This window comes from Larkinella sp. VNQ87 (assembly GCF_049445795.1).
In the GTDB taxonomy this organism is placed as follows: Bacteria; Bacteroidota; Bacteroidia; order Cytophagales; family Spirosomataceae; genus Larkinella.
Map to the genome: position 1 here is coordinate 269,495 of NZ_JBMSDT010000002.1, position 22,699 is coordinate 292,193.

Consider the following 22,699-nt stretch of genomic DNA (forward strand, 5'->3'; position numbering starts at 1 on the left):
CACTATGTCCCCCTTCAAATCCATTAAGCGTTCCGATTTAATTTATTTTCTTCCTCAGGCCGGTTTTACGGGACCCGAATCTGGAGGTAAACACCAATTCATGTTGAAAGGGAATCTAAAGCTCACTATTCCGAACCCACACCAAGGCGAAATTAGTGTGGGTCTCCTCGGACGTTTGCTAAAACAGGCCGGAATCAGCCGGGAAGAATGGGAGAAATTATAACAACCAGACGTCATCACCGCATCTTCGTCCGCTTCACGAGGTAGCTGGTCAGGATTTGGTCAAAGCCTTTGGCAATGTCGGCTTCGATGAAGTCGATCCGGTACTGGCCGCAGCGGAGTTTAAGTTCGTGGTAGAAGTTTTTGACGGCCTGCTGGTAGCTGTCGCGGACCTGATTCGGCTGCACTTTCACCTTGTCGCCCGTTTCCAGGTCGATAAACTCGTAAGGCCGCTCGTCGAACGCAAAATCCTCCTCGGTTTTTTTGTCCATGACGTGGAAAATCAGCACCTCGTGCAGGTTATGCCGCAGGTGTTGCAAGGCCGAAAATAGGTGATCGACCTCCGAGACATTTTCAAACATATCGCTGAAAATGATCACCAGCGACCGCTTATTGATTTTTTCGGCCAGTTGGTGAATCACCTCAGCCGCCGAGGTTTTTCGCAGCGGAGCAGGCTGGTGCAGCAGGCCGTTGAGTTGCTGGAAAATCTTGTGAACGTGCGAAGGCGTCGATTTGGTCTGCGTCTGTATGTCGATTCCTTCGGCAAACGTCGTCAGGCTGACGGCGTCTTTCTGGCGTTGCAGCAGGTAGGCCAGGCAGGCCGAAGCCAGAATGCTGAACGTAATCTTTCCGTAGCCCGGTTCGGGATAATACATCGTCGACGAGGTATCGAGCAGCAAGTGGCAGCGCAGGTTGGTTTCTTCTTCAAACCGCTTGACAAACAGGCGTTCCGACTTGGCGAACACTTTCCAGTCAATGTAGCGGGTGCTTTCGCCGGTATTGTACAGCCGGTGTTCGGCAAACTCGACCGAAAAGCCGTGAAACGGCGATTTGTGCAAACCCGTAATGAACCCTTCGACCAACTGCCGGGCCAGGAACTCAACATTGCCGTATTCCCGGACTTTCCCTAAATCGACTTGTGCTGCCATAGTCATAAAAATAACGATCGCGGCCGGATCATCCAAGCGACCCGTTTGCCAGTTTGTGCACCTTTGATGTGGAAAGCCCGGTGTCTGAGCGGGCGTCCGGTGTGCAAACTACCGAAGGTTCAGGAATCCAGCCGCGATACGAGAACGTTGTCGGCGCTTAAATGTTGTCGACAGGCGCCAGACGCGGTTCGAAACGGGTGTTGAGCGGAAACAAGTCGGCCGTGATCGGCTCGGTAATTTTCCGGTTAAAGCCGACTACCCGGATGGCGACATTGGCGATGCCGCTGCTGACCATGCCGAGTGCTTTGGCTGCGCCGTACGCTAAATCGATGATGCGGCCTTTGCCATGTGGTCCCCGGTCGTTGATGCGTACGACGACGGATTGGTTATTGGCCAGATTGGTCACTTCGACCAGGGTATTCATGGGGAGGGAGAGATGTGCGGCCGTCAGTTTGTTATTTTGGTACCGTTCTCCGCTGGTGGTTTTTTTCCCATGAAAGCGTTTGGAATAGAAAGAAGCCTTTCCTTTCTGTATGAGACCCGAATGGGCCTCCGTTGATTTCATGCCGCCGAAAAACAGCATGATCGATACGATTAGACTCATACAGTTTGAGGTTTGGTGGAAACAAAAAAAGGTTGAGCGTCAGACACATACGCCCCACCTCCGCCGGGACTCTATCAAGTCCCTTCTTACAAAGATAGCAGCAACTACGTAAGAAGCAATTTGTTTTCTTTCTTTTTTAGAATGTTCTCCCAAAAGTGTCCTGTTTGGGCCGTACGCTATAAAAATTAATTTCAGGCAATATTTTTGCTTGTTATACTAATCCGCTTATTTTAGCGTTTAAATCACCCAAACCACCACCGATTGTGGAAGAAAAAGAGAAAGAAAAAATCTTTTCGAAGCGCGTCAGGGCCGGAAAACGGACGTATTTTTTTGATGTTAAATCCACCCGCGCCAACGATTATTACCTGACGATTACTGAGAGCAGACGGCATCCGCAAGGCGATGGTTTTGTTTACGAGAAACACAAAATGTTTCTCTACAAGGAAGATTTCGATAAATTCTCTGATGCCCTGCACGATACCATTCAGTACATCAAATCTGATCTGATGCCCGATTTTGACTTTTCGCAGTACAATGCAAAAGACGAACTGGAAGACGTGGGCGGCAGCGATCTCAAGTGGGATTAGTTCCTTCTTATTCGACCTTTCCCTCAGCCTCGGACTACCCGCAGGCTTTTTTGTTTTTCGGCCCCGAATTTTTAATTTTGAATGAGTGAATGAGCGAATGAGTGAATAGCTCCGCCAAGTAGTCATTTTGCGGAGCTATTCACTCATTCGCTCATTCACTCATTCAAAATTAAAAATTCATGAGTCTTCAATGCGGTATTGTCGGGCTGCCCAACGTCGGGAAGTCCACTTTGTTTAATGCCATTTCGAGCGGAAAAGCCGAAGCTGCCAATTATCCGTTCTGTACCATAGATCCCAACGTCGGCGTCGTGACGGTGCCCGACGAGCGGCTGAACACGCTGGAAACGCTCGTCAAGCCCCAGAAAGTGGTGCCGACCATCATCGAGTTTGTCGACATCGCCGGGCTGGTGAAAGGCGCCAGCCAAGGCCAGGGGCTGGGAAACAAGTTTCTGGCTAACATCCGGGAGGTGGATGCCATCGTCCACGTCGTCCGGTGCTTCGAAGACGACAACATCGTCCACGTCGAGGGGCGCGTTGACCCGGTTTTTGACAAGGAAATCATCGACATCGAGTTGCAGATGAAAGACCTCGAGTCGGTCGACAGGAAGCTCCAGCGCACCGAAAAAGCCGCCCGCGCCAGTGGCGACGCCAAGGCCAAAGCTGAACTCGAAACGCTACTGAAATACAAGAAAGCCCTCGAATCGGGCCTGAACGCCCGCGCTGTCGATGCCACGCCCGAGGAAAGTCAGGCTGCTGTGGGTGACCTCCAGTTGCTGACCATCAAACCGGTCATCTACGTTGCCAACGTGGACGAAAAATCGCTTCCGGACGGAAATCAATATTCCGACCAGTTGAAGGAAGTGGCTAAAGCCGAGGGCGCTGAGGTGGTGGTCGTGTGTGCGGCCATTGAAGCGCAGATTGCCGAAATGGAAGACCCCGACGAACGCCAACTTTTCCTGGAAGAATATGGTTTGCAGGAATCCGGGCTGGACCGACTCATCAAGGCGTCGTACCGGCTGCTCAACCTGATTACGTACTTTACGGCGGGGGTGAAGGAAGTGCGGGCCTGGACGATCCAGCGCGGCTGGAAAGCGCCCCAGGCGGCCGGTGTGATTCACTCCGACTTTGAAAAACACTTTATCCGGGCTCAGGTGATCAAGATACCGGATTTCGTACAGTTCAAATCGCAAGCCGCCGTCCGCGAAGCCGGAAAGCTGTCGGTCGAAGGCAAGGAGTACGTCGTGGAAGACGGCGACGTGATGGAATTCCTGCACAGTGCCTGACAGAAGCGGGTCAGGTGCCCGCTTTTTTCACTTCCGCTTGTTGTAGCCAATCCGCCGGTAGCCGATCAGTTGGTCGGCCCGTGACGCCGGGGGGCGATGATAGACGAATAATTCGTAATCGTTTTCCGTTTCGGAATAATTGCCTTCAATCAGGGTTTCGTTGCCGGTCAGGTTCATGCCTGACCGCGTAACCGGTGGCGGGATACCTTTCACGGAATAGTTGTAATTATACACGCCCTGTTTCAGCAGAATTTCGGCTTGATACGCCCGCAGGTCCGGCACGTACTGCATCCGGTTCAACTCATCGAGCCGCCAGAAATTGAATGCGCTGTTAACGAACACCTCAGCGTTGGCAATCTCGTCCATGTGCAGCGTAAAAACCGTCGTAATGTAATCGGCCTGTGTCGCTCCGATCCGGGTTTCCAGGTGATCGATCACAAACAGGCCGTTGAAATCGTCGGTCTGCACGTAAACCCCCTGGCTCCGCACACCATCGGTCTGCACGAAAACCGTATTCTTCTCCTCCCGTCGATCGACGCGCCCGATGTTATTTCCGCGCGACAACACCGTTCGCGTGTCGAAATATCGGTATTCGTTCCCGCCCGGAAAGGTGTTTTTCAGGTCGAACAGCCGGTATTCGAGCAAATAATCGAATGCCCGGACGTTGGTGGGGCGCAGGCCCGTCACCACCCGGTCGTCGCGGTAATTCTGACGGATGACAATCTTCAGCTCATCCTGCGGGGAAATGAGCGAATAGCCCCGGTAACTGATGTCGAAATTGATCTGCTGGTCGGTAAACCGCAACTGTGGGTCGTTGGCAAACTGTAAGGTCGGCGAAATGTTGACGCGATTGACGTAGGAACAAAACCGTCGACTGAACTGAATCTGGCGCGGATTGCGCTCATTATACACCACCAGCACGTAATTTCCGGGCAATTTCAGCTTCGGCACCGGAAATCGGTAGTGGTAATACGGTATTTTAGCGTTCTGCGAAATCTGGTAATCCTGAATCGGATAGTCGTTGTATTCGTAGGTGAACTCAATATCGCTCAGCACCGACGGCTGCCAGTCGGCGTTGCAATGGACGATTTTGGCGCGAAACGGGCGATAATTGGCCGTCAGGTCGTCAAATTCCAGCATAAGCTGTGTCCCGGCCGACTGGTCGATCACGGGCGGGTTGAGCGTTTGGGCGGGGTCGGACGGATCGCTGCCGAGTTGCGGATACAGCAACACGGTTTTGATCGTTGGGTCAAAAATGCGGTCTTCCGTCGGCGGTTTTTGGGCCAAACCCTGACAAAACGAAACGAACGAAAGAAGTAGATAAAAAGGAAAAAATGACTTCATACCGGTAAACGTACGGAAGTATGAACGAAATTTAAGCGTCGGAGTTATACAAAAAACCGACAATCCGCCTGAAAAAGCCAGACCAATCCCCGAACGATGATCAATTACAACCCAAAAGAGTGGCTCCGGTTTCTGATCAACTTCCCGAAAGCCGACACGGTTCGCAAATTAATGCCTTTTCTGATCCTGATGGCGGCTTACTCGACGGTCGTCGCCTTTCTAATCATGGATGTGTGGCGGCTGAACGAAAAGTCGGATTTGAAGAGCATTTCCATCATGCACTCGCTGCTCGGGTTCGTGATTTCGCTGCTGCTGGTGTTCCGGACCAATACCGCCTACGACCGCTGGTGGGAAGGCCGTCGGCAGTGGGGCGCGCTGGTCAACAACAGCCGGAATCTGGCCCTGAAGCTGGCACCGTTGCTGGCCGACGCAACGGCTGACGACCGGGAATTCTTTCGGGCCATGATTCCGAATTTCGCCTTTGCGATGAAGAATCACCTCCGTGCCCAGTTCATTGAGCAGGAATTTACGGAATGTGCGCAGTTTCGGTTGTCGGACCTGAACCGGCACGAGCACATTCCGGGGCAGATTTCGGCCGCCCTGACCCGGAAAGTCTACGAGTTGCAAGGCCGGGGCGCACTGCTACCCGAACATCTGCTTTTTCTGAACAACGAATTGCTGAGTCTGATGGACATTTGTGGTGCCTGCGAGCGGATTCATAAAACGCCGATTCCGTTTTCGTACAGCGCTTTTCTAAAGAAATTCATCATCATTTACTGCCTGACGCTTCCGCTGGGCTACGTGTTTAACCTGCACTACCTCGTGGTGCCGTTTTCGGTCTTTATTTTTTACGTTCTGGCCAGCCTGGAGGTGATTGCCGAGGAAATTGAAGACCCGTTCGGCACTGACGCCAACGACCTGCCCGCCGAAACCATCTGCCAAACGATTCAACGTTCGGTGGGGTTGCTCCTTTCGTTGCCCGCATCGGTCAGTCAGTCAACGACTTCCGACCCTCGTTGAGTTGCGGTTTCGGGCGGAAACGTTTACATTGCACAAACGCCATTTCCTCCCGATACCATGCATCTGACTGCGGTCAAAGAATGTCCGAACTGTTCGGCCAATTTGGAAGCTCCGTTCAAGTATTGCCCCACCTGCGGGCAAAGTACCCACATTCACCGGTTTAACCTGCCGCACATTTTTCACGAAGTTTTCCATGCCCTGACCCACGCCGACAAAGGGGTTATCTACCTGCTGAAAGGGTTGGCGACCCGGCCCGGTATCGTCGCCCGGGAATACATTCTGGAAGGCAAGCGTAAGAAATATTTCAATCCGTTTACCTTTCTGGTCCTGGTGCTGGGCTTGACGCTGTTTTTCAACTCGGTTTTCCGCCCGTATACGCAAACCTCCCGCGACCTGGTGGAACGGGCCAAAACCGGGCAATACCAGTCGGAGCAGGAGCGGCAACGAATCATCGGTTTTGCGGAGCGACGGCAGAACCTTCAGGCTTTCATCGAAAAAAGAAATAACCTGATTCTGTTTCTGGCGATTCCGATCATTGCGCTCGTGTACTGGCTGTTCTTTCTGCGGACGGGTCTCAACTACGCCGAGCACCTGGTCGCTCAGGTCTTTTTTTCGAGCTTTTATTCGCTCTTCACGACCCTCGTGCTGACGCCCATCCGGCCGGTTTTTCCGGGCAATAACGCCTTCAACTACAGCCAGTTGGGGTTTCAACTGCTGTATTTAACCTTCGCCTACTACCAGTTCCTGCCCGCTACGCGCCCCCGGTCGATCCTGAAAACCGCCCTCATCACGCTGGTCGGTCTGCTGACCTGGGGGATCGTTTCGGCCGGAGCCAGTTTTCTGTATATTATGTACGGGTAAAACCATCAGGTTAGGACTTTATTCGTGGAGTCGTTCCTGGTAATAAACCCGAAAGGCTTCCTGAACAATCGGACACTGACTTGCTTCCAAAAGCGGTAAAACCACCGCATCAAAATTGGCGGGATTCGCCATTGCAAACCGGCGCAAAAACGTGTGTTCGAGTTTCGGATTAGCTTTTTCAGTATCCATTTGACGAAAACAGATCTGCAGCGCATTCCCTAATTTATCGAAAGGCAGGGTTCCCTCTAACAGGTAGGCGAACACCTCATTTATACCCTTGATCAATGAATCTAAAATCTGGAGCCGTCGTAGTTTTAAATCGTTGCGGTTCAGGTTGCAAATTCGGATCGTCTGTTCCCCTCGTTGATTTGCACCATCGAGTCCGGTGAGTAGTAGCCCTTCCCCTTTTTCATCAATAGCCACGCCCAGGTAGTGAATAGGCTCATCAATCTCCGGATGCAATAAATACGGCTTTTCATCAATCAATGGAGCGGTAGAAGCTCGTGAACGGCTTTTATCCAACTTTCCATCGACACCGAAAGCCGGAGCCAACACCCGGATTCCGGCTACCGGAAATTGCGTTCCTTTTCCACCGGCGGTATTGCAATCATGACAGGAAGGAACCAGATTCGACCATTCGTAACACAGCCAATAATAACCACTTGTCGAACCTTTTACGGTTTTCTTCGGGCGATAATGTTCGATTTCAGCCTTGCAATACGACTCGCAATAAGCGCATTTGTGATAGTAATATTCGTTCAGCTTATCCCGAACGCGGGATTGCGTTCTTTCTTCCGAATCTTTGTACGTATCCTGGTAATAATTATCCGCGATTTGTGACGGATCAGCCGCCTGGCTCAACTTTTCCAGCGCATCCAGCGTTCGTTGGTGGGTTAAAATGGCCGGTTGATCGGCCAGATTTTTCGGTACCAAACGCATGCTTACTTTTCTTTAAGAAGCTTTAGCAATTCCTGCTGCTTTTCCGGCGAAAGAAACTCCTTGATCTGACTACGCAATTGCCGGTTTTCCGTCATTTCTTCGTACGAATCTTCCGGCTGGATCATCCGGTTTTCTGCTTTACTGTCCGGAATCAAATCCTTGAAGCCAAAAATTGGCGACGACAGAATGGCATTGGGCGTTAACACGGAAAAATCGACATCCAGCCGTTCTACTTCAATTCCCTTCTCTTCACTCCGGGTAACGTGTAGTAAAACCGTGTCTTTCGGAACGCCCAATAAGGGAATGGCGCTGTGCGTCGAAGCAATAAACTGAATTTTCGGGAAGTGTTTGGAGAGTATTTCCGGCAACAATTTTTGGTATCTGGGATGCAAATGCAGCTCCAGTTCATCAATGATTACAATCCCTTCCAAGTCGCTAAAATCATCAACGTTTTGCTTGCTGGACAGCCGATAAACCAAATCGCCGACCATTGCAATGATGTTCTTAAAACCGGATGCTAATTGACTGAATGACAGTCCATCCGTTACTAACTTACCCTCCTCATCTTGTTCATAATACCGAACTTCCGGTATCTTATTCGCCAATACTATCTCTATCTTCGACAATGTTGGTAGCAATTCTTTGAATAAGCTAACAACTTTTTCAAAAACCGGTCGATTGAAGCTATACGTATCTTTTAAGTACTGTTCAATATTCAATAGAAGCCCGTTGGAATTAAATAAATGATACGTAGTCGGTTCCTGTTGTTCAATCATTTCTCTCGTTACCGACGCGCTCACCTGCAACCGCGACGAACCATAGGTTGCCAGTTCATTAGCGAGTTTTAACGGAGCCGCATCCAGGCGCGGTGTGCGGGAATTGGTTTCAAACGGTTCGCCATTGGCATAGTATTCAACCCCGACAAACGAACGATCCGTGACCAACTCGGTTCCGCTCTCTTCGTTATTCCCGTATAAACCGGCAGCGATAGCTTGTAAAACTGATGTTTTTCCTAACCCGTTTTCACCGGTCAGAATAATCCAGCGAGCCGAAGCAGGAAGATCGTCGATAACCAGTTGCTTAATTCCTTTGTAATTCTGAACCCGCAACGATTTTAAAGCAAGATTTCTTTTAGCAACTGATACTGGCGGAGTATAAAACGGTTCGGTTTTTAAATAGTCTTCAAACTGTTGGCGATTAAAAAAATAATAGCTGTGTTTAGGATTATCCTTCAAGTCATTAACACAAAAATCTATATCAGGTTTTACGTCATTAAAAAAATAATTTAATTTATCAATTACACTACTATTGTATTTGTATATTTTAAGAACACGAAAAAAATATTCTCTACCAGAAACCCCGTCAACAAGATCAGTCTTATAATAAGACTCAAATTTATTTTTGAGCTTGTTTAATACAATAAACTCAGTTGGATCGTACGCATTTCTAAACTCTATAATTAAATATAATTGCTTACTGATGTCTATTATCAAATAGGCAATTGGCGATGGAGCCCAATCACCATAGCATAATATTTTAATACTTTCCTCTCCGAGTAATTTTGCTCTATCTGTAGGAAATGGTGGTAAGAAACGATTTTGAACCGTATCAACCGTAAAATAAAACTCCCTCCCGGCCTCCTTCTCCTGAGAATGTCGTTCGAGTAAATACTCGACTACTTCTTTCCGTATTTGCTCCAGTGTGCTCATGGAAATTCTTCATTTAGTCAAGTAAAGTACCAACAACATTCTCAGGGAAGTATAATCACCCCAACTTTTTCTCCAGCTCCTCCGCTTCCAGCATGGCGTCTTCCCACTGCTCCTGAACAGCATCAAGCTGGGTTTTAAGACGCTGGTAATCGGCGGTTTTGGCCTGAAATTTCTTTCCGTCAGCAACCACAGCGGGCGTGGCTAATTCGGCTTCCAACTGTTTTTTCTGCTTTTCCAACCCGGCAATTTTCTGCTCGAACTCGTCGGCCTGCTGCGTGGCTTTTTTCAGGGCGCGTTGCAGTTCCTTGCGCTCGTCGTCGTTGGCCTGGGGCTTAGGGCGCGGGGCAGAGGGCGTCTGGGTTACGGGTTGCCCGGCCCCCTGCGATTTCCGTTCTTCCAGCCACCACTCGTATTCTTCGTACGTGCCGGGGTATTCCTTGATCTGCTCGTCTTCGATGTACCAGATTTTGTTGGCAATCCGCGACACGAAATACCGGTCGTGCGACACGATCACGTAGGTGCCCTCATACTGCTCCAGCGCCTGAATCAGGATGTTGACCGACTGCATGTCGAGGTGGTTGGTCGGCTCATCGAGCAGCAGGAAATTGGCCTGCGACAACAGCACCTTCGCCAGCGCCACCCGCGATTTTTCGCCCCCGGACAGCACTTTGATCTTCTTGAACACATCGTCGCCCGAAAACAGGAAGCAGCCCAAAACCGTCCGTAATTCCGCTTCGGATTTGGTCGGGTTGGCGGTTTTCAGTTCTTCCAGCATGTTGTCTTCCACGTTCAGCGACTCCAGTTGGTGCTGCGCGTAGAAGCTGAACGAGACGTTATGGCCCAGCCGCCGTTCACCCTGCGTGGTCGGTTCGGTCCCGGCAATGATCCGCAGCAGGGTCGATTTCCCTTTCCCGTTGGCCCCGATCAGCGCGACGTGATCCCCGCGTTCGAGCCGGGCCGTCGTGTGGGTCAGGATTTTTTTCTCACCGTAATTTTTCGTGACCTCATCCAGATGCAGAATATGCCGACCGGGCTGGGTCGAGAAGTTAAACCGGAAGTTAACGCGGGCATTTTCGTCAATCACCGCGTCGACCAGTTCCATTTTTTCGAGCATCTTCACCCGGCTTTGAGCCTGCTTGGCTTTGGTTGCCTTGGCCTTAAACCGTTCGATAAACCGCTCGGTCTGCCGGATTTTGGCCTGCTGATTTTCGTAGGCACCCTGCTGGATCTCATTCCGGAGGGCTTTTTCCTCGACATAAAACGAGTAATTGCCAGGGTAATAATTTAGCTTGGCCCCGGACACTTCCACAATGCTATCGACGACGTTGTCGAGAAATTCGCGGTCGTGCGAAACCACGATCACGGCGCCTTCGTAGTTCTGGATGTATTTTTCAACCCACTGAATCGAGGGCAAGTCAAGGTGGTTGGTCGGTTCATCGAGCATCAATAGCGACGGTTTTTGCAGCAGCAGTTTCGCCAGCATGACGCGCATCCGCCAGCCTCCGGAGAATTGCCGGAGCGGTTTGTGCAAATCGTCGGTCGTGAAGCCCAACCCCTCCAGAATTTCCTCGGCTTTCGACTGAATCGTGTAGCCATCCAGGGCCGCAAACTCGTCCTGCGCCCGCGCCAGTTTGTCGATTAGGTCGTCGGTGTAGTTGATTTCCATTTCGTGCAGCAGCGTATCGATGCGCTTTTGCAGGTGGTTCTGGCGCTCAAACGCCTGCATGGCCACCGACAGGATGGAATCGTCGGTTTGGTAGGAAAGCAAATCCTGGTTCAAAAAACCGATGGTGACATCGCCCGCTTTGGAGATGATCCCGCCGTCGGGTTGGTATTCGCCGATGATCAGCCGCAGCAAGGTTGACTTTCCGGTTCCGTTGAGGCCAATAAGGCCGATTTTCTGGCCGGGCTTGATGTGCATCGAGGCATTTTCGTAGAGCGCCCGGCTGCCGAGGTAATACGACAGGTTGGTAAGAGAAATCATGCGGCAAATTTACGCAATTTTGCCTCGTTTGCTTGCATAGTTCGTCAAGAACCCATTATTTTGCAGCCACAAAAATGGATATTTTCCGTTTTGCCTCCTTAGCTCAGCTGGTAGAGCGACGCATTCGTAATGCGTAGGTCGCAGGTTCGAATCCCGTAGGAGGCTCATTTGGGTAGAGCGACGCATTACGAATGCGTAGGTCGCAGACGGTCGGCCGCTGCCGTTCGAATCCCGTAGAGCTCATTTTTCAGATAAGGGTTAATCAGTTTTCGAGCGTAAAACCTCAAAATCAACTGATTAGCCCTTTTTGCTTTATGGGGGTTTAGCGTCTGGCTCGCTGTGCACAACGGCAAAACATACCCAAACTGATAGAACCATGATTCAGGAACTTGATTTAGTAGCCTTGTTGGCTGACCGCCCGACCATTGGATTGCACCGGGGAGACGTAGGAACCGTTGTTCACGTCTATGGGAGTAATGGCCTTTATGAAGTAGAGTTCATGAATGCCAAAGGCGACACCGTAGCTGTGGAAACCATGAGCGCGGACGAGGTACGGGCGGTTGATTTAGGCCGGGTGGCGTCGCATTAGAACAGTCGTTGGGTCAGGCCGGGCAACACCGATTAAATCGCACAGGTCTTGCAGGAATAGTCCATAGTTGGCGCGTTCGATACCGTTCGCCGGTTTCCAACGGGCTTCAAATTCGGTATAGGTCACAGGTGAATACGACGATATAAGTACTCAAAAAAAGAACTGTTCGAACGCCTTTCCATTATTCTAAGCAGGCAGGTGAATCCATAACCCACCTAAAAAGTACAGGCAAAATTCGTTCTGAGTGTATGCAACTACGCAGCGTGTTGGCGTGTCATTAGTCGCTTTGATTTCCAGTCTAATTCTTATTTCCTATGTTGCGTGTTTTGGCTTTGTTTGCAGCGGTATTAGGATTCGCGCTTTCCGCTACGGCTCAGATTAATCAAGTAGCCCATGCCCTGGTAAGAGACTCCATTATTGCTCGCTTCAATCGAAATGACTTCAAGGGCATTTATCAACTGGCTGATACCGCCTTTACCAAAAGCATATCTGAATCCAGGCTGGTTAATTATTTGAAGGCTAACCGCAACAGCGGCAACATCATCCGACTCGTTTCCCAGGAACAAACCAGGGGCGGCATCGCTTACCGACTGGCCTTTGAAGTCAGAGATATGAACCTGTTTCTGAAAATAACTCCCCAGGGAACATTTAGCAGTTTCGGTCTTTCCACCGTCCCCATTGAGCTGTTGCCTACCGCTCCCCCCGTCAAAAGCACCAATCCGTTGAGAACTGCTTTTGACCGATCGATTGACAGTTTGGCGCGGGACTATTTTCGCAACCCGACGGCGGTGGGTGTTTCAATCGGCCTCATCAAAGACGGCAAACCCTACAGCTATTATTACGGAGAAACGACTCGTGGCTCGGGTTTGCTCCCTGGCCCAGTAACGGAGTACGAAATCGCTTCTATTACAAAAACCTTTACCGCGACATTATTGGCCCAGGCGGTCGTTTCCGGCAAGGTTTCACTGAAGGACGATATTCGTCGGTATCTACCGGGCGACTATCCAAACCTGCTATTTGCCGATCGCCCCATCACCTTACAGGATTTAGCCAATCATACCGCCCGGCTTCCTAGTCTACCTCCGACGATTGGCGAGCAACCGGACGCCAATCCACTGAATCCGGAGCCCTCGATGGACTCGCTGGCATTTTATCAGGCCCTAAGAGCCGTCAGGTTAGATACCCTACCGGGGTATAAGTTTGAGTATTCCAACTGGGGCATGGCCTTGCTGGGACATATTCTAGAGACGGTGTATCGCCAACCGTATGGGCAGTTGGTTCAGCAGTCGATCTGCGCCCCGTTGGGCATGCGTCATACGCACTACCAGCATGCCCATGAAGATCGCTCAAGGATGGCTCAGCCATATAGCGAGAACGGGAACCGTGTTCTATTTCAGGATGGAGGCCTGTTTGGTCCGGCGGGTGATATTCATTCCACCTTACCGGATATGATACGCTATCTACAAGGGCAAATCGAAGAGCGGGATTCGGCGATTCGCTTGAGCCACCAGCCCACTGTCAATAACACAGGCCTGGGCTGGGGGACGCGGACCAATGGGGCCTATCGGGATATTCAACATAACGGGAGTTCGCTGGGCTTTCGATCGCACTTATCGGCTTTTCCCGAACGGAGAAGCGGCTGCGTTCTGCTGGCCAACAGCAAAGCCGATATGAGCAAGCTGATACTAGGCCTGCAAACGCTGCTGAGTCGCAAAAATCCCTAACACATCACGACCTGAATCACTGACTTTTTCAGATAAGGATTAATCAGTTTCTGGCATAAAACCTCAAAATTACCTAATCAGCCCTTTTTGCTTTATGGGTCTTTTCCATGTAGTTACGATGGAACACGATTAGAAAAACAGGATATCCCCCAGGGGTACTACCACAATAGAGAATTCGTATACAACCAACCCGGTTTTGTGTTAAGTCTCCCTGCCCTATTCTCCAGACCTTTGTTGTGTACTTTAAAACGACACAAACATGAAAAAGGTCATCTTAATTACGGGCGCCAGTTCAGGCATGGGCAAAGAAACGGCCCGGAAACTTATTCAGGAAGGACATACTGTCTACACGGCGGCCCGGCGTGTCGAGCAAATGCAGGAGCTAAAAACCCTGGGCGGACATCCCATTCAAATGGATGTGACCAACGAAGCCGACATCCAACGGGTCGTAGACACCATCATCCAACAAGAGGGCAAGATTGATGTGCTTTGGAATAATGCGGGCTATGGCCTGTATGGATCAGTCGAAGACATTCCCCTTGAGCAGGCCAGAAGACAGTTCGAAGTAAACGTATTTGGTTTGGCCTCAATGACCCAAAAAGTGGTACCTTACATGCGCAAAGCGCAGTCAGGCACCATCATCAATACCTCCTCCATGGGCGGTAAGATCTACACGCCGATGGGCGCTTGGTATCATGCCAGTAAACATGCCATTGAAGGGTTCAGCGATTGCTTACGGTTGGAATTAGCTCCCTTCAACATTAACGTGGTGGTGTTGGAACCAGGCATCATCCTGACCGAATTTGGTGATGAAGTTCTGAAAAGCCTGGGTCAATTTTCCTCCGCCGGAGCGTACGCTGACCTGACGCGCAGATTGGTCGCATCAACCAAAAAAACGTATGAGCGGGGGAGCGGTTCGAAAGCTGCGGTGATTGCCAATACGGTTTTGAAAATCGTGACGGCCAAGAAGGCCAAAACTCGATACCGGGTCGGGCGCTGGGCAAAACCGTTGGTTTGGCTGCGTACCTACTTTGGCGATCGCGCCTTTGATAAACTAATCATGAGCCAGGTACAAGCATGAGCAACATCCTTCATTTAGAAACGATTTCGGACATGTACCGACTGCTCCCGCAAGCCCGGGTTAAGCATCCCCTGGGAGCCGTGGTGGACTTTTCGCAGTTTAGCGAGCAGTTCAATTCAGGCACGAAAGTGACCCTGGGCTTTTATGCCCTGATGTTTAAGAACTTTTGTCCGAATAAGATGAAATACGGCCAGCAAACCTATGATTTTCAGGACGGCAGTTTGATCTGCATCGCGCCCCGCCAAGTCATTTCCCTGGACGAGCCCACCCAGTTGGATGTGGCCCTGTGGGGCTGGGGCGTGTTTTTCCACCCGGACCTGATCCGGGGCACTTCGTTAGGCCGAACCATCAAAGAGTATTCGTTCTTTTCTTACGAGACACACGAAGCCCTTCATTTATCCGAGAAGGAAAAGCAAAATCTGTCGGAGCTGGTCCGGAAGATTGATGCTGAATTGTCGGAAAACATTGACCGGCACAGTCAGCGGCTGATCGTTTCTGCTATAGAGCTGTTGCTGAATTATTGTACCCGCTATTACGACCGCCAATTCATCACCCGACAAACGGCGAATCAGGATCTGCTTACGAAAATTGAGACTATCTTGACCAGCTATTTCCAGTCGGCGGACCTGAGTAAGAAAGGGCTGCCCAGTGTGAAGTATTTGGCGGACCAGGTATTCTTATCGCCCAATTATCTCAGTGACTTGCTAAAAAAAGAAACGGGGATGAACGCCCAGGACCGCATTCATTATTACCTGATCGAAGAAGCCAAAACGTTGCTGCTAGGAACGGATAAATCGGTTGGCGAGTTGGCATTTTCGTTGGGCTTTGACTATCCACAATACTTTTCCCGGTTATTTAAATCCAAGACGGGCGTGACTCCCCTGGAATTTAGGCATACCAATTAGGATGCATCGACAAAAAGGTACCGTATGCCGATGCAGGCCGGTTGCCAGTCAATTGTAAATCAGTTTGGACCTTTTCTGTCATAGCAGATGCGCCAGTAGCCTTTTTGTACAACATACCCAGCCCGCTTAGGGCAAACATCCACCGCAGTATGTAAACTCGGACAGCCGAAGCGGCAACTTTTACGTTTCGTTAACATTCTTTTACGATCCCTCAACACATCTCAGCACAAAGACTAGTAGGTTTGTTGCAATTCGCCTGGCGATGGAAGTAGCTGGTTTGGCGGGTTTGCTACGTTCCGCTACTTACTAATGGATACGGTTTTACTTCAAATAAAGAAAAAATGAAAAAATTAGTTGTGTTTATTCCGGCTATCTTTCTGGTAGTATTGCTACTAAACTCTTTCGTGCTAAAAGAAAAGGAGGTAAAAAAGAACCCCATAAAAGAGAGCAAATCAGCGGAGGTTGCCAACATCATTTTCAAATCTGCGGATGGCGGACAAACCTGGCAGGACGTTAGCAAAGGGCTACCTGAAAATTTGCAGAGAGCAGGTGTACCGAGCAACGGTTTCTTTGCCAATGATCGTGGGCTCTATTTACGCGCTGGAAATGGGGTTTATCACAGTGAGCCAACTTCCACCACTCCTTTTTGGACAAAAGAGAGCTTCCCCGGTAAACAACGTAACATTGTCCCTGGTCAGAATGGGATAGTTGCCTATGATTTCAAGGGCCAATTTTTACAAAAAATAAACGGAACGAGTGATTGGTCACCCGTGTATACGAATTTTCAGGAGCAAGCCGTACGCCTAAACGAAACGGAAGATTATTATTACAAGAATTATAAAGTGAAATTTGTACGCACCGTTTTTGAAACGGCCGGAGGCACCGTTTTTATCGTTTCCAGCAACAGCCTTTTTAGATCAGCGAACCACGGACAAACCTGGAAACAAGTGCATGTTGGGGGTGGGGATATGAAATTGGTAGAGTCGAACGGTGTCCTTTTGGCTACCTACAGAGAGGGAATAGTAAGGTCCACCGATGATGGTCAAACCTGGGATCGTGTGCTCAGTGAAGGGGGTGTCGGCATCGCGGTGGAACGTATGGATGGAGGATTTGCTGCGATCATAAACAACCCCGTAACCCAAACAAACAGCCTACACCTTTCAATGGATCGTGGAAAAACCTGGAAGGCCATTGGTGAAGACCTTCAGCCTTCCTTGAGTAGTTTATTACTGCAAAAAATAGGCTTACTTGAATCTTCATCGGCTATTTTATCCATCAAACAAATGGGTAACGATCTGCTATGTGGTCGCTCAGATGGTCTATTCCGGTCATCGGATAGGGGCAAAACCTGGCAACAACTACCACTTCCTGCTACCGAAAAGTATGGTTTCAATTTAGCGGTTTCGGGCAACGTGATCTATGTCATACCCAATAAAGGATGTTGATAAATTCCAAACTCATAGAGGTTATTTTGTGAGAAGTTAAAAAAGGACCGGCTAAAATTAGCCGGTCCCGCTTATCCAGTAATTTTCAGTGATTGTATCAATTTATCTGCTATTTTTAGATGATAACTTACTACAATCGGGCTTCCGTCAAAACTTCCTGAAACTTCTACTTTTAACAGGCTTTCGGTTTCTTTTTCTTCAAAGCTGACCGGCTTCATTGTTGCCTTGTATCGCTCGTTGGCATTCGTAATCCAATGTTCTATTTCTTTTCTTCCATGGTGCGTTTTGCCCTCGTCAAAAACGAGGGCTGCTTCGGAGAAACAAGTTGCATAGGCAACGCTATCAAAGTTATTTTGTGCTTCAATTAAATCGGCTACTACGTTCGGCAAATCCATTTTTTTTATTTTTTAGAGTGGTCAAATAGTGGGTACGGTTCCTCCGTCAATTACAAATTCTGTCCCGGTGAGATAGCTTGCTCTTGGCGAAACCAAAAAGCCGACCAATTCGGCCACCTCTTCGGGCTGTGCCGGTCTTCCGAAGGGGATTCCACCCAATGCATCCATTACACTTTGTTGTGCTGCCTCTACAGTACTATTTGCGTTTCTTGCAATTTCGCCCAACCAGGCTATCGATGCCGTCGTATTGATCCAGCCTGGCGAAACAGTCAGCACCCGAACACCTTTTGGCGTAACTTCATTGGATAAACTTTTACTGTAGTTTCTCAACCCCGCTTTGGCGGCTGCGTAAGGCAAGGTAGAATCGTAGAGGGGCAGCTTGCCCTGAATAGAAGCGATGTGAATAATGACTCCACTTTTTTGACCGATCATTTGCGGTAGAAATCCCCGATCCAGCCGAACCGGAGCAAGCAAATTTGCTTGCAGGGTTGATTCCCAATCTTCATCCGTTAATACGGTAAAACCGCCAGCGGGGGTTGCTGAAGCACCAAGATTGTTCACAAGAATATCCAGCTTCCCATACGTTGATAGCACTTCGTTGACTACTTTTTGTGCGCCTTCTGCCTTGCTTAAATCGGACGGAATAAAATGCAATTGGCTGCTTTCTTTTTCCGGCGGGTTTCTTGCCGTAATAATTACCGTTGCGCCTGCTTGTAAAAGCCTTTCTGCGATTGCTCTTCCGGCTCCTTTTGTACCTCCGGTTACCAAGGCAATCTTGCCTGATAACTCGTTGTTGAAATCGAACTGCTCCATTTTTATCGCTCCTTTTTTAAGAATTTTATGGGGCAAAATTGGAGTGTAAAAACAGTTAGCACAAGTACGGTATTACGATTCACATAGGGATAAATTAATCCCCTATTGCACAAACTGAGGCATACGGTTAGTTTTGCAATATGTATGAGCGGAAAATAATACCGAACTTAAATTGTGGACTTGATCTGATTGGTGAAGTACTTTACGGCAAATGGAAAATCCGTTTGCTGTGGTTTATCAATGAAGGGTATCAACGGCCAAGCGAACTGCAACGCAAAATCCCCGATGCTTCGCGCCGGGTTTTAACGATGCAGTTGAAAGAACTGGAAGACCACGAACTGGTTACGAGAAAAATTTATCCCGTTGTCCCGCCAAAAGTAGAATACAGCCTTACCGACTTTGGTAAGACATTAATCCCCGTGATTGCCACCTTAGGGCAATGGGCCGATGAACACGAGAACCGTTTGCGGGCTGTGATTTTGAAACAAGCGGTAAGTTCTGATTTAGAATTTATCCCCGATTAGTTAAGCGGTTTATCAACAGGGTAGAAGGCACAAATTTTGTCACGCAAAACGCCCGTGGCTGCTGCACACCCTAAAGAATTGTAAGTAGCGTTTTCAGGGCCCAAGCTCCTAGCGCAGGCTGACAATCACAATGGGTCCGTAGACTTGGTAGCCAAACCCAGCAAGTCTCAAGCTTCCTTAAGCCAAAGAATTATAAGAACGCCCTGGAAACGGCAATTCAATAATCCATTGCTTAATTAAACGATTGACGGTATTGTAAGGGAGTCACGTTCGTCTTTTTCTTGAACAAACGGCTGAACGATTGTGGAAAATCAAAACCCAGTCGGAAGCCAATTTCGCTAACGGTTAGATTCGTTTGCGTGAGTAATTCTTTGGCCTTTTCGATAACGTAGCGGTGAATGTGCTGTTGGGTGTTTTGACCCGTGTACATTTTCAGCAGGTCGCTTAAATAACTATCCGAGTAATTCATCTTTTCGGCCAGATAGGAGACGGAAGGCAGTCCGTTGCTTAGGGCCTTTTCATCGGAAAAGTAATCGGATAAGACGGTTTCCAGCCGGATCAGTACATCATAGCTGATGGGCTTTCGGGTCATAAACTGCCGGCTGTAAAACCGTTGGGCATAACTCAATAAAAGGTCAAGATGAGCCATTAGCACCGCTTCGGAATACAGGTCAATCCGTGCGTTGATTTCATGCCGAAGCATTGTCATCACTGAAATCATCAACGTTTCTTCCTGATCCGACAAGTGAAGGGCCTCATTGACGGTATAGTCGAAAAAACCATACTCTTTTATCCGCTGACCAAGAGGATGCCCCCGGATGAAATCGGGATGAAACACGACACACCAGCCGCTTGGTTTGTGGTCGTCGGTTATGTTACTTGTCACCTGGCCTGGCGCGGTGCAAAACAGGATGCCTTCGTCGAAATCACAGTAGCCCTGTCCGTAGCGTACTTTACCCGTTACGTTGCGTTTCAGCGAGATGCAAAACAGATCAAGCACAAGTGTTTGCGGACGGGTGTCGGCTCGGGTATGATCCATGTCATCGAAATTGAAAACGCTGATCAAGGGATGCACCGGTTTGGGTAATCCAAGGACCCGGTGTTGCTCCGAAATGGAATGGATCGGATGGGGCGATTGCTTTTTCATACGCTGAGAATAAGCTCCAGGCAGGATTTAAACCCCGCCTGGATAAGTTACTACTGGTCGATGCCTTGCATGTTAGCCTGATCATACCGATCACCCGTCTGGGTTCCCAGCGGAATAATCGATTCCAGACGTTCCAGGTCTTCCTCACTAAGCCGTATTTCCGTAGCCCCGATATTTTCTTCCAGGTATTTCCGACGTTTGGTGCCGGGGATCGGTACCACGCCTTTCGCCAGCACCCAGGCCAGGGCTAGTTGTGACGTGGTGACCTGTTTTTCAACCGCCATAGCCTGAATTTCGCCGAGCAGTTCCAGGTTTTTATAAAACTGTTCACCCTGAAAGCGGGGCAGGGAACGCCTGAAATCATCGGCGGCCAGATCGTCCGGACTTTTCAATTCACCCGTAATAAAGCCGCGGCCAAGGGGCGAATAGGCCACAAACCCAATGCCCAGTTCATCCAGGGTACGTAAAATGCCGGTTTCTTCCGCGCTGCGTTCAAAAAGCGAATATTCTGTTTGGACAGCCGTAATGGGATGGATCGCATGGGCCCGCCTGATCGTCTCTGAGGATACTTCGGACAAGCCAATGTAGCGGACCTTCCCTTCCTTCACTAACCCGGACATCGCTTCCACGGTTTCTTCAATGGGTGTTTTAGGGTCCAGGCGATGAAGATAATACAGATCAATGTAGTCCGTGTCCAGATTTTTTAAGGAACGCTCGGCGGCTTTCCTGACATAGGCCTTATCGGCCCGGTATTGCCAGGTTATCTGATCGGAATCATCAATTTCCCAACCAAATTTGGTGGCGATAAGGTAGTCGTCCCGTCGGCCTTTAATCGCTCTTGCGATCAATTGTTCGTTGACCAATGGTCCGTATAGATCCGCCGTATCCAGAAAGTTACCACCCAATTCAAGCGAGCGATGAATCGTTGCAATAGCCTCCGTTTCATCCGCTTTTCCATAAATATCCATGTGGGCCATCGCTGTCATGCCCATGCAGCCCAGACCAAGTTCAGGGACCACGAGTCCCTGGCTTCCTAATTTTACCCGTTTCATAAGATCGAATTAATCGTTTTTGTTGACCGCTACAAAAGTAGGGAAGCGCTGCGGGTGCCGATTAACCGTTTTCGGCAGAATTGTATCCGAATTCTGGACGTCAGAACCTTAGAAGTATTCAAAGAGGAATGGTTGTTGACTTCATCCGGCAGATCGACGTTTTATTCTCCTTTCCTAATTAGAAGCTAATGCCCATTCACCTTTTTAAGAGAATGCCTATTAAAGGAACCCGGCTGATCTGGGTTATACCCCTATTTTAAAATTGGTTTCCAATCAAAGCTTATCCACGATGAGAACAAAGTCCTTTCAATTCAGCAGTTCCTTTGCATTCCCGTTACTCCACCGTTGCGTATCGACTTTCATTCTGAGTTTTTTCAGTCTGGTCTTGACCAGCTGTGATCCCCAGTCTGCCGGGATAAGCCCGTCGGACCCCGTACCGGTCCAACTTCAAGTCAGTGCGCAACCGGATTCGCTACTTATCCTCCCCGATGATCTTGACTTCTCGGTCGTTTCAAAAACCGGTCAAGGGCCAGGCGGCACGCTCATTCGCTGGAATCTGCCCGGTTCGCCCGGCAACAACTTTACTGCCTATACATACGATCAGCAAAGTCGCCTGATCGGTAGTAGTGAGCAGACGAGTTTTGGCTATGACCAGCTCAGACTCGTGCGCTACCAGGGAGCTTACCTGGCCCAGGTATATACCGGATTTGACTACCGCCGGGGAGCCGCGAGTCCCAAACGGGTTGACGCCATTGGCTGGGTGAGTAAGTACGAATATGACGCCCAGCATCGGCTGGCCCAGGTCCTGGTTTATGAGAATGTCGGCGGGCAATTTAAGCTTAATCACCGGATTCAGTATGAATACAACGCATCCGGGGAGTTGCACCTGACGCGGGATACGATGGGACTGGCATTTGGCTCTAGTCTGAGTCAACCGGGTAGTTACCCGGTTGAGATTCGCTACTGGGAGAATGGCGATGTGTACCGACAGGAGGTCTATAACCCCAATCAGACGCCGGTCGAGCCGACCCAGCGGGTCTTTTACAATCAGGTGACGAACCCCCGGGCCCGCCTGCATGTTTGGCCGCAAAACGTGATGACGGTCCATTATCCCATCGGCACAGGTGTTACCCGTCTTGACCGCGAAACCCACCAGTACCGGTACGGCTACGACGCGCAAGGACGTTTATCAACTGTGCAACAGCGTAGTGTAACCGACTACAGGGATTACGACCCTCGCTGGACGGAGTGGTCCTATCAGGAAGAATTCGTTTATGCCCCCTGAAACCTATCTTTGGTTTCACGTAGGCGGGAAGAACACCATCGAAAGGCTCCTTTAAAAGCACGATGCTCCAGTCAGGCTTTTAAAGGAGCCTTTTCCTGAAACTTTCGCTCGACGCCCGCCCACTTCTTCCAGTGGTCAACTGGTAACTTATTTGGGATAGTTTAATTCGTTAAAATCTCATTACCATTCTTTTACAATCCCTTAACCGGATACTTATATTTGTTACACTTCCCGTACCAGTCAGGACAAAGGCGTTATTT

Annotated in this window: 22 protein-coding genes and 1 tRNA gene; 13 read left to right on the forward strand and 10 right to left on the reverse strand. The window is 49.5% G+C overall.

Features of this window, described 5'->3' with window-relative positions; all coding sequences use genetic code 11:
• Positions 1–4 precede the first annotated feature (4 nt).
• Positions 5–223, forward strand: coding sequence for a type II toxin-antitoxin system HicA family toxin (locus ACO2Q8_RS03695; protein WP_423343431.1), 219 nt, complete (start codon positions 5–7; stop codon positions 221–223).
• A 13-nt stretch (positions 224–236) separates the two neighbouring features.
• Here the strand turns inward: ACO2Q8_RS03695 and ACO2Q8_RS03700 are convergent, their stop codons facing one another.
• A complete protein-coding gene (locus tag ACO2Q8_RS03700; RefSeq protein ID WP_423343432.1) occupies positions 237–1,148 on the reverse strand; it encodes a DUF58 domain-containing protein in 912 nt (303 codons plus the stop codon).
• Positions 1,149–1,305: 157 nt separating this feature from the next.
• Positions 1,306–1,752 carry a septal ring lytic transglycosylase RlpA family protein gene (locus ACO2Q8_RS03705; protein ID WP_423343433.1) on the reverse strand — a complete coding sequence of 149 codons (447 nt, stop codon included), beginning with the start codon at positions 1,750–1,752 and terminating at the stop codon, positions 1,306–1,308.
• Between the two features lie 263 nt (positions 1,753–2,015).
• Here ACO2Q8_RS03705 and ACO2Q8_RS03710 point away from each other — a divergent pair, with 263 nt between their 5' ends.
• Together ACO2Q8_RS03710 and ychF are read left to right on the forward strand one after the other, a co-directional pair.
• Positions 2,016–2,339, forward strand: coding sequence for a DUF3276 family protein (locus ACO2Q8_RS03710; RefSeq protein ID WP_423343434.1), 324 nt, complete (start codon positions 2,016–2,018; stop codon positions 2,337–2,339).
• A 179-nt stretch (positions 2,340–2,518) separates the two neighbouring features.
• Entirely contained in the window at positions 2,519–3,622 is a 1,104-nt protein-coding gene (gene ychF / locus ACO2Q8_RS03715) for a redox-regulated ATPase YchF (protein ID WP_423343435.1), read from the forward strand.
• A 27-nt stretch (positions 3,623–3,649) separates the two neighbouring features.
• Here ychF and ACO2Q8_RS03720 read toward each other — a convergent pair whose 3' ends face one another.
• Entirely contained in the window at positions 3,650–4,966 is a 1,317-nt protein-coding gene (locus ACO2Q8_RS03720) for a DUF5103 domain-containing protein (protein ID WP_423343436.1), read from the reverse strand.
• A 96-nt stretch (positions 4,967–5,062) separates the two neighbouring features.
• Here ACO2Q8_RS03720 and ACO2Q8_RS03725 point away from each other — a divergent pair, with 96 nt between their 5' ends.
• Positions 5,063–5,986, forward strand: coding sequence for a bestrophin family protein (locus tag ACO2Q8_RS03725; protein ID WP_423343437.1), 924 nt, complete (start codon positions 5,063–5,065; stop codon positions 5,984–5,986).
• A gap of 57 nt (positions 5,987–6,043) precedes the next feature.
• The gene (locus ACO2Q8_RS03730) at positions 6,044–6,847 is read left to right on the forward strand and encodes a DUF3667 domain-containing protein (protein ID WP_423343438.1); all 804 of its coding nucleotides are present in this window, start codon (positions 6,044–6,046) and stop codon (positions 6,845–6,847) included.
• Positions 6,848–6,865: 18 nt separating this feature from the next.
• Here ACO2Q8_RS03730 and ACO2Q8_RS03735 read toward each other — a convergent pair whose 3' ends face one another.
• The 3 genes from ACO2Q8_RS03735 to ACO2Q8_RS03745 are packed head-to-tail and all read right to left on the reverse strand — an operon-like array spanning position 6,866 to position 11,479.
• Complete coding sequence (locus tag ACO2Q8_RS03735) at positions 6,866–7,786, reverse strand: hypothetical protein (RefSeq protein WP_423343439.1); 921 nt, start codon at positions 7,784–7,786, stop codon at positions 6,866–6,868.
• 2 nt (positions 7,787–7,788) lie between these two features.
• Positions 7,789–9,495, reverse strand: coding sequence for an AAA family ATPase (locus tag ACO2Q8_RS03740; protein ID WP_423343440.1), 1,707 nt, complete (start codon positions 9,493–9,495; stop codon positions 7,789–7,791).
• A gap of 55 nt (positions 9,496–9,550) precedes the next feature.
• A complete protein-coding gene (locus tag ACO2Q8_RS03745) occupies positions 9,551–11,479 on the reverse strand; it encodes an ABC-F family ATP-binding cassette domain-containing protein (RefSeq protein WP_423343441.1) in 1,929 nt (642 codons plus the stop codon).
• A 92-nt stretch (positions 11,480–11,571) separates the two neighbouring features.
• Between ACO2Q8_RS03745 and ACO2Q8_RS03750 the strand changes: the two genes are divergently transcribed.
• From ACO2Q8_RS03750 to ACO2Q8_RS03775, 6 genes are all read left to right on the forward strand, one after another.
• Positions 11,572–11,644, forward strand: a tRNA-Thr gene (locus ACO2Q8_RS03750).
• Between the two features lie 211 nt (positions 11,645–11,855).
• Positions 11,856–12,068 (forward strand): DUF4926 domain-containing protein, encoded by a 213-nt coding sequence (locus tag ACO2Q8_RS03755; RefSeq protein ID WP_423343442.1) that lies wholly within the window; start codon positions 11,856–11,858, stop codon positions 12,066–12,068.
• 314 nt (positions 12,069–12,382) lie between these two features.
• Positions 12,383–13,792, forward strand: coding sequence for a serine hydrolase domain-containing protein (locus tag ACO2Q8_RS03760; RefSeq protein WP_423343443.1), 1,410 nt, complete (start codon positions 12,383–12,385; stop codon positions 13,790–13,792).
• Positions 13,793–14,051: 259 nt separating this feature from the next.
• Positions 14,052–14,873 (forward strand): oxidoreductase, encoded by an 822-nt coding sequence (locus tag ACO2Q8_RS03765; protein WP_423343444.1) that lies wholly within the window; start codon positions 14,052–14,054, stop codon positions 14,871–14,873.
• A 32-nt stretch (positions 14,874–14,905) separates the two neighbouring features.
• Positions 14,906–15,778, forward strand: a complete 873-nt coding sequence (locus tag ACO2Q8_RS03770) for a helix-turn-helix domain-containing protein (protein ID WP_423343445.1) — start codon at positions 14,906–14,908, stop codon at positions 15,776–15,778.
• A 341-nt stretch (positions 15,779–16,119) separates the two neighbouring features.
• Positions 16,120–17,223: a WD40/YVTN/BNR-like repeat-containing protein gene (locus ACO2Q8_RS03775; RefSeq protein ID WP_423343446.1), complete on the forward strand. Its 1,104-nt coding sequence runs from the start codon at positions 16,120–16,122 to the stop codon at positions 17,221–17,223.
• Positions 17,224–17,294: 71 nt separating this feature from the next.
• Here the strand turns inward: ACO2Q8_RS03775 and ACO2Q8_RS03780 are convergent, their stop codons facing one another.
• Entirely contained in the window at positions 17,295–17,618 is a 324-nt protein-coding gene (locus tag ACO2Q8_RS03780; protein WP_423343447.1) for a nuclear transport factor 2 family protein, read from the reverse strand.
• Between the two features lie 21 nt (positions 17,619–17,639).
• A complete protein-coding gene (locus ACO2Q8_RS03785; RefSeq protein ID WP_423343448.1) occupies positions 17,640–18,431 on the reverse strand; it encodes an SDR family oxidoreductase in 792 nt (263 codons plus the stop codon).
• Positions 18,432–18,571: 140 nt separating this feature from the next.
• Between ACO2Q8_RS03785 and ACO2Q8_RS03790 the strand changes: the two genes are divergently transcribed.
• Positions 18,572–18,955 carry a winged helix-turn-helix transcriptional regulator gene (locus ACO2Q8_RS03790; protein WP_423343449.1) on the forward strand — a complete coding sequence of 128 codons (384 nt, stop codon included), beginning with the start codon at positions 18,572–18,574 and terminating at the stop codon, positions 18,953–18,955.
• A 232-nt stretch (positions 18,956–19,187) separates the two neighbouring features.
• On the opposite strand, the gene ACO2Q8_RS03795 is transcribed toward ACO2Q8_RS03790, so the two are convergent.
• Positions 19,188–20,102 carry a helix-turn-helix domain-containing protein gene (locus ACO2Q8_RS03795; RefSeq protein ID WP_423343450.1) on the reverse strand — a complete coding sequence of 305 codons (915 nt, stop codon included), beginning with the start codon at positions 20,100–20,102 and terminating at the stop codon, positions 19,188–19,190.
• 50 nt (positions 20,103–20,152) lie between these two features.
• Entirely contained in the window at positions 20,153–21,154 is a 1,002-nt protein-coding gene (locus tag ACO2Q8_RS03800) for an aldo/keto reductase (RefSeq protein WP_423343451.1), read from the reverse strand.
• 385 nt (positions 21,155–21,539) lie between these two features.
• Here ACO2Q8_RS03800 and ACO2Q8_RS03805 point away from each other — a divergent pair, with 385 nt between their 5' ends.
• Positions 21,540–22,439, forward strand: a complete 900-nt coding sequence (locus ACO2Q8_RS03805; RefSeq protein WP_423343452.1) for a hypothetical protein — start codon at positions 21,540–21,542, stop codon at positions 22,437–22,439.
• Positions 22,440–22,699: the final 260 nt, after the last annotated feature.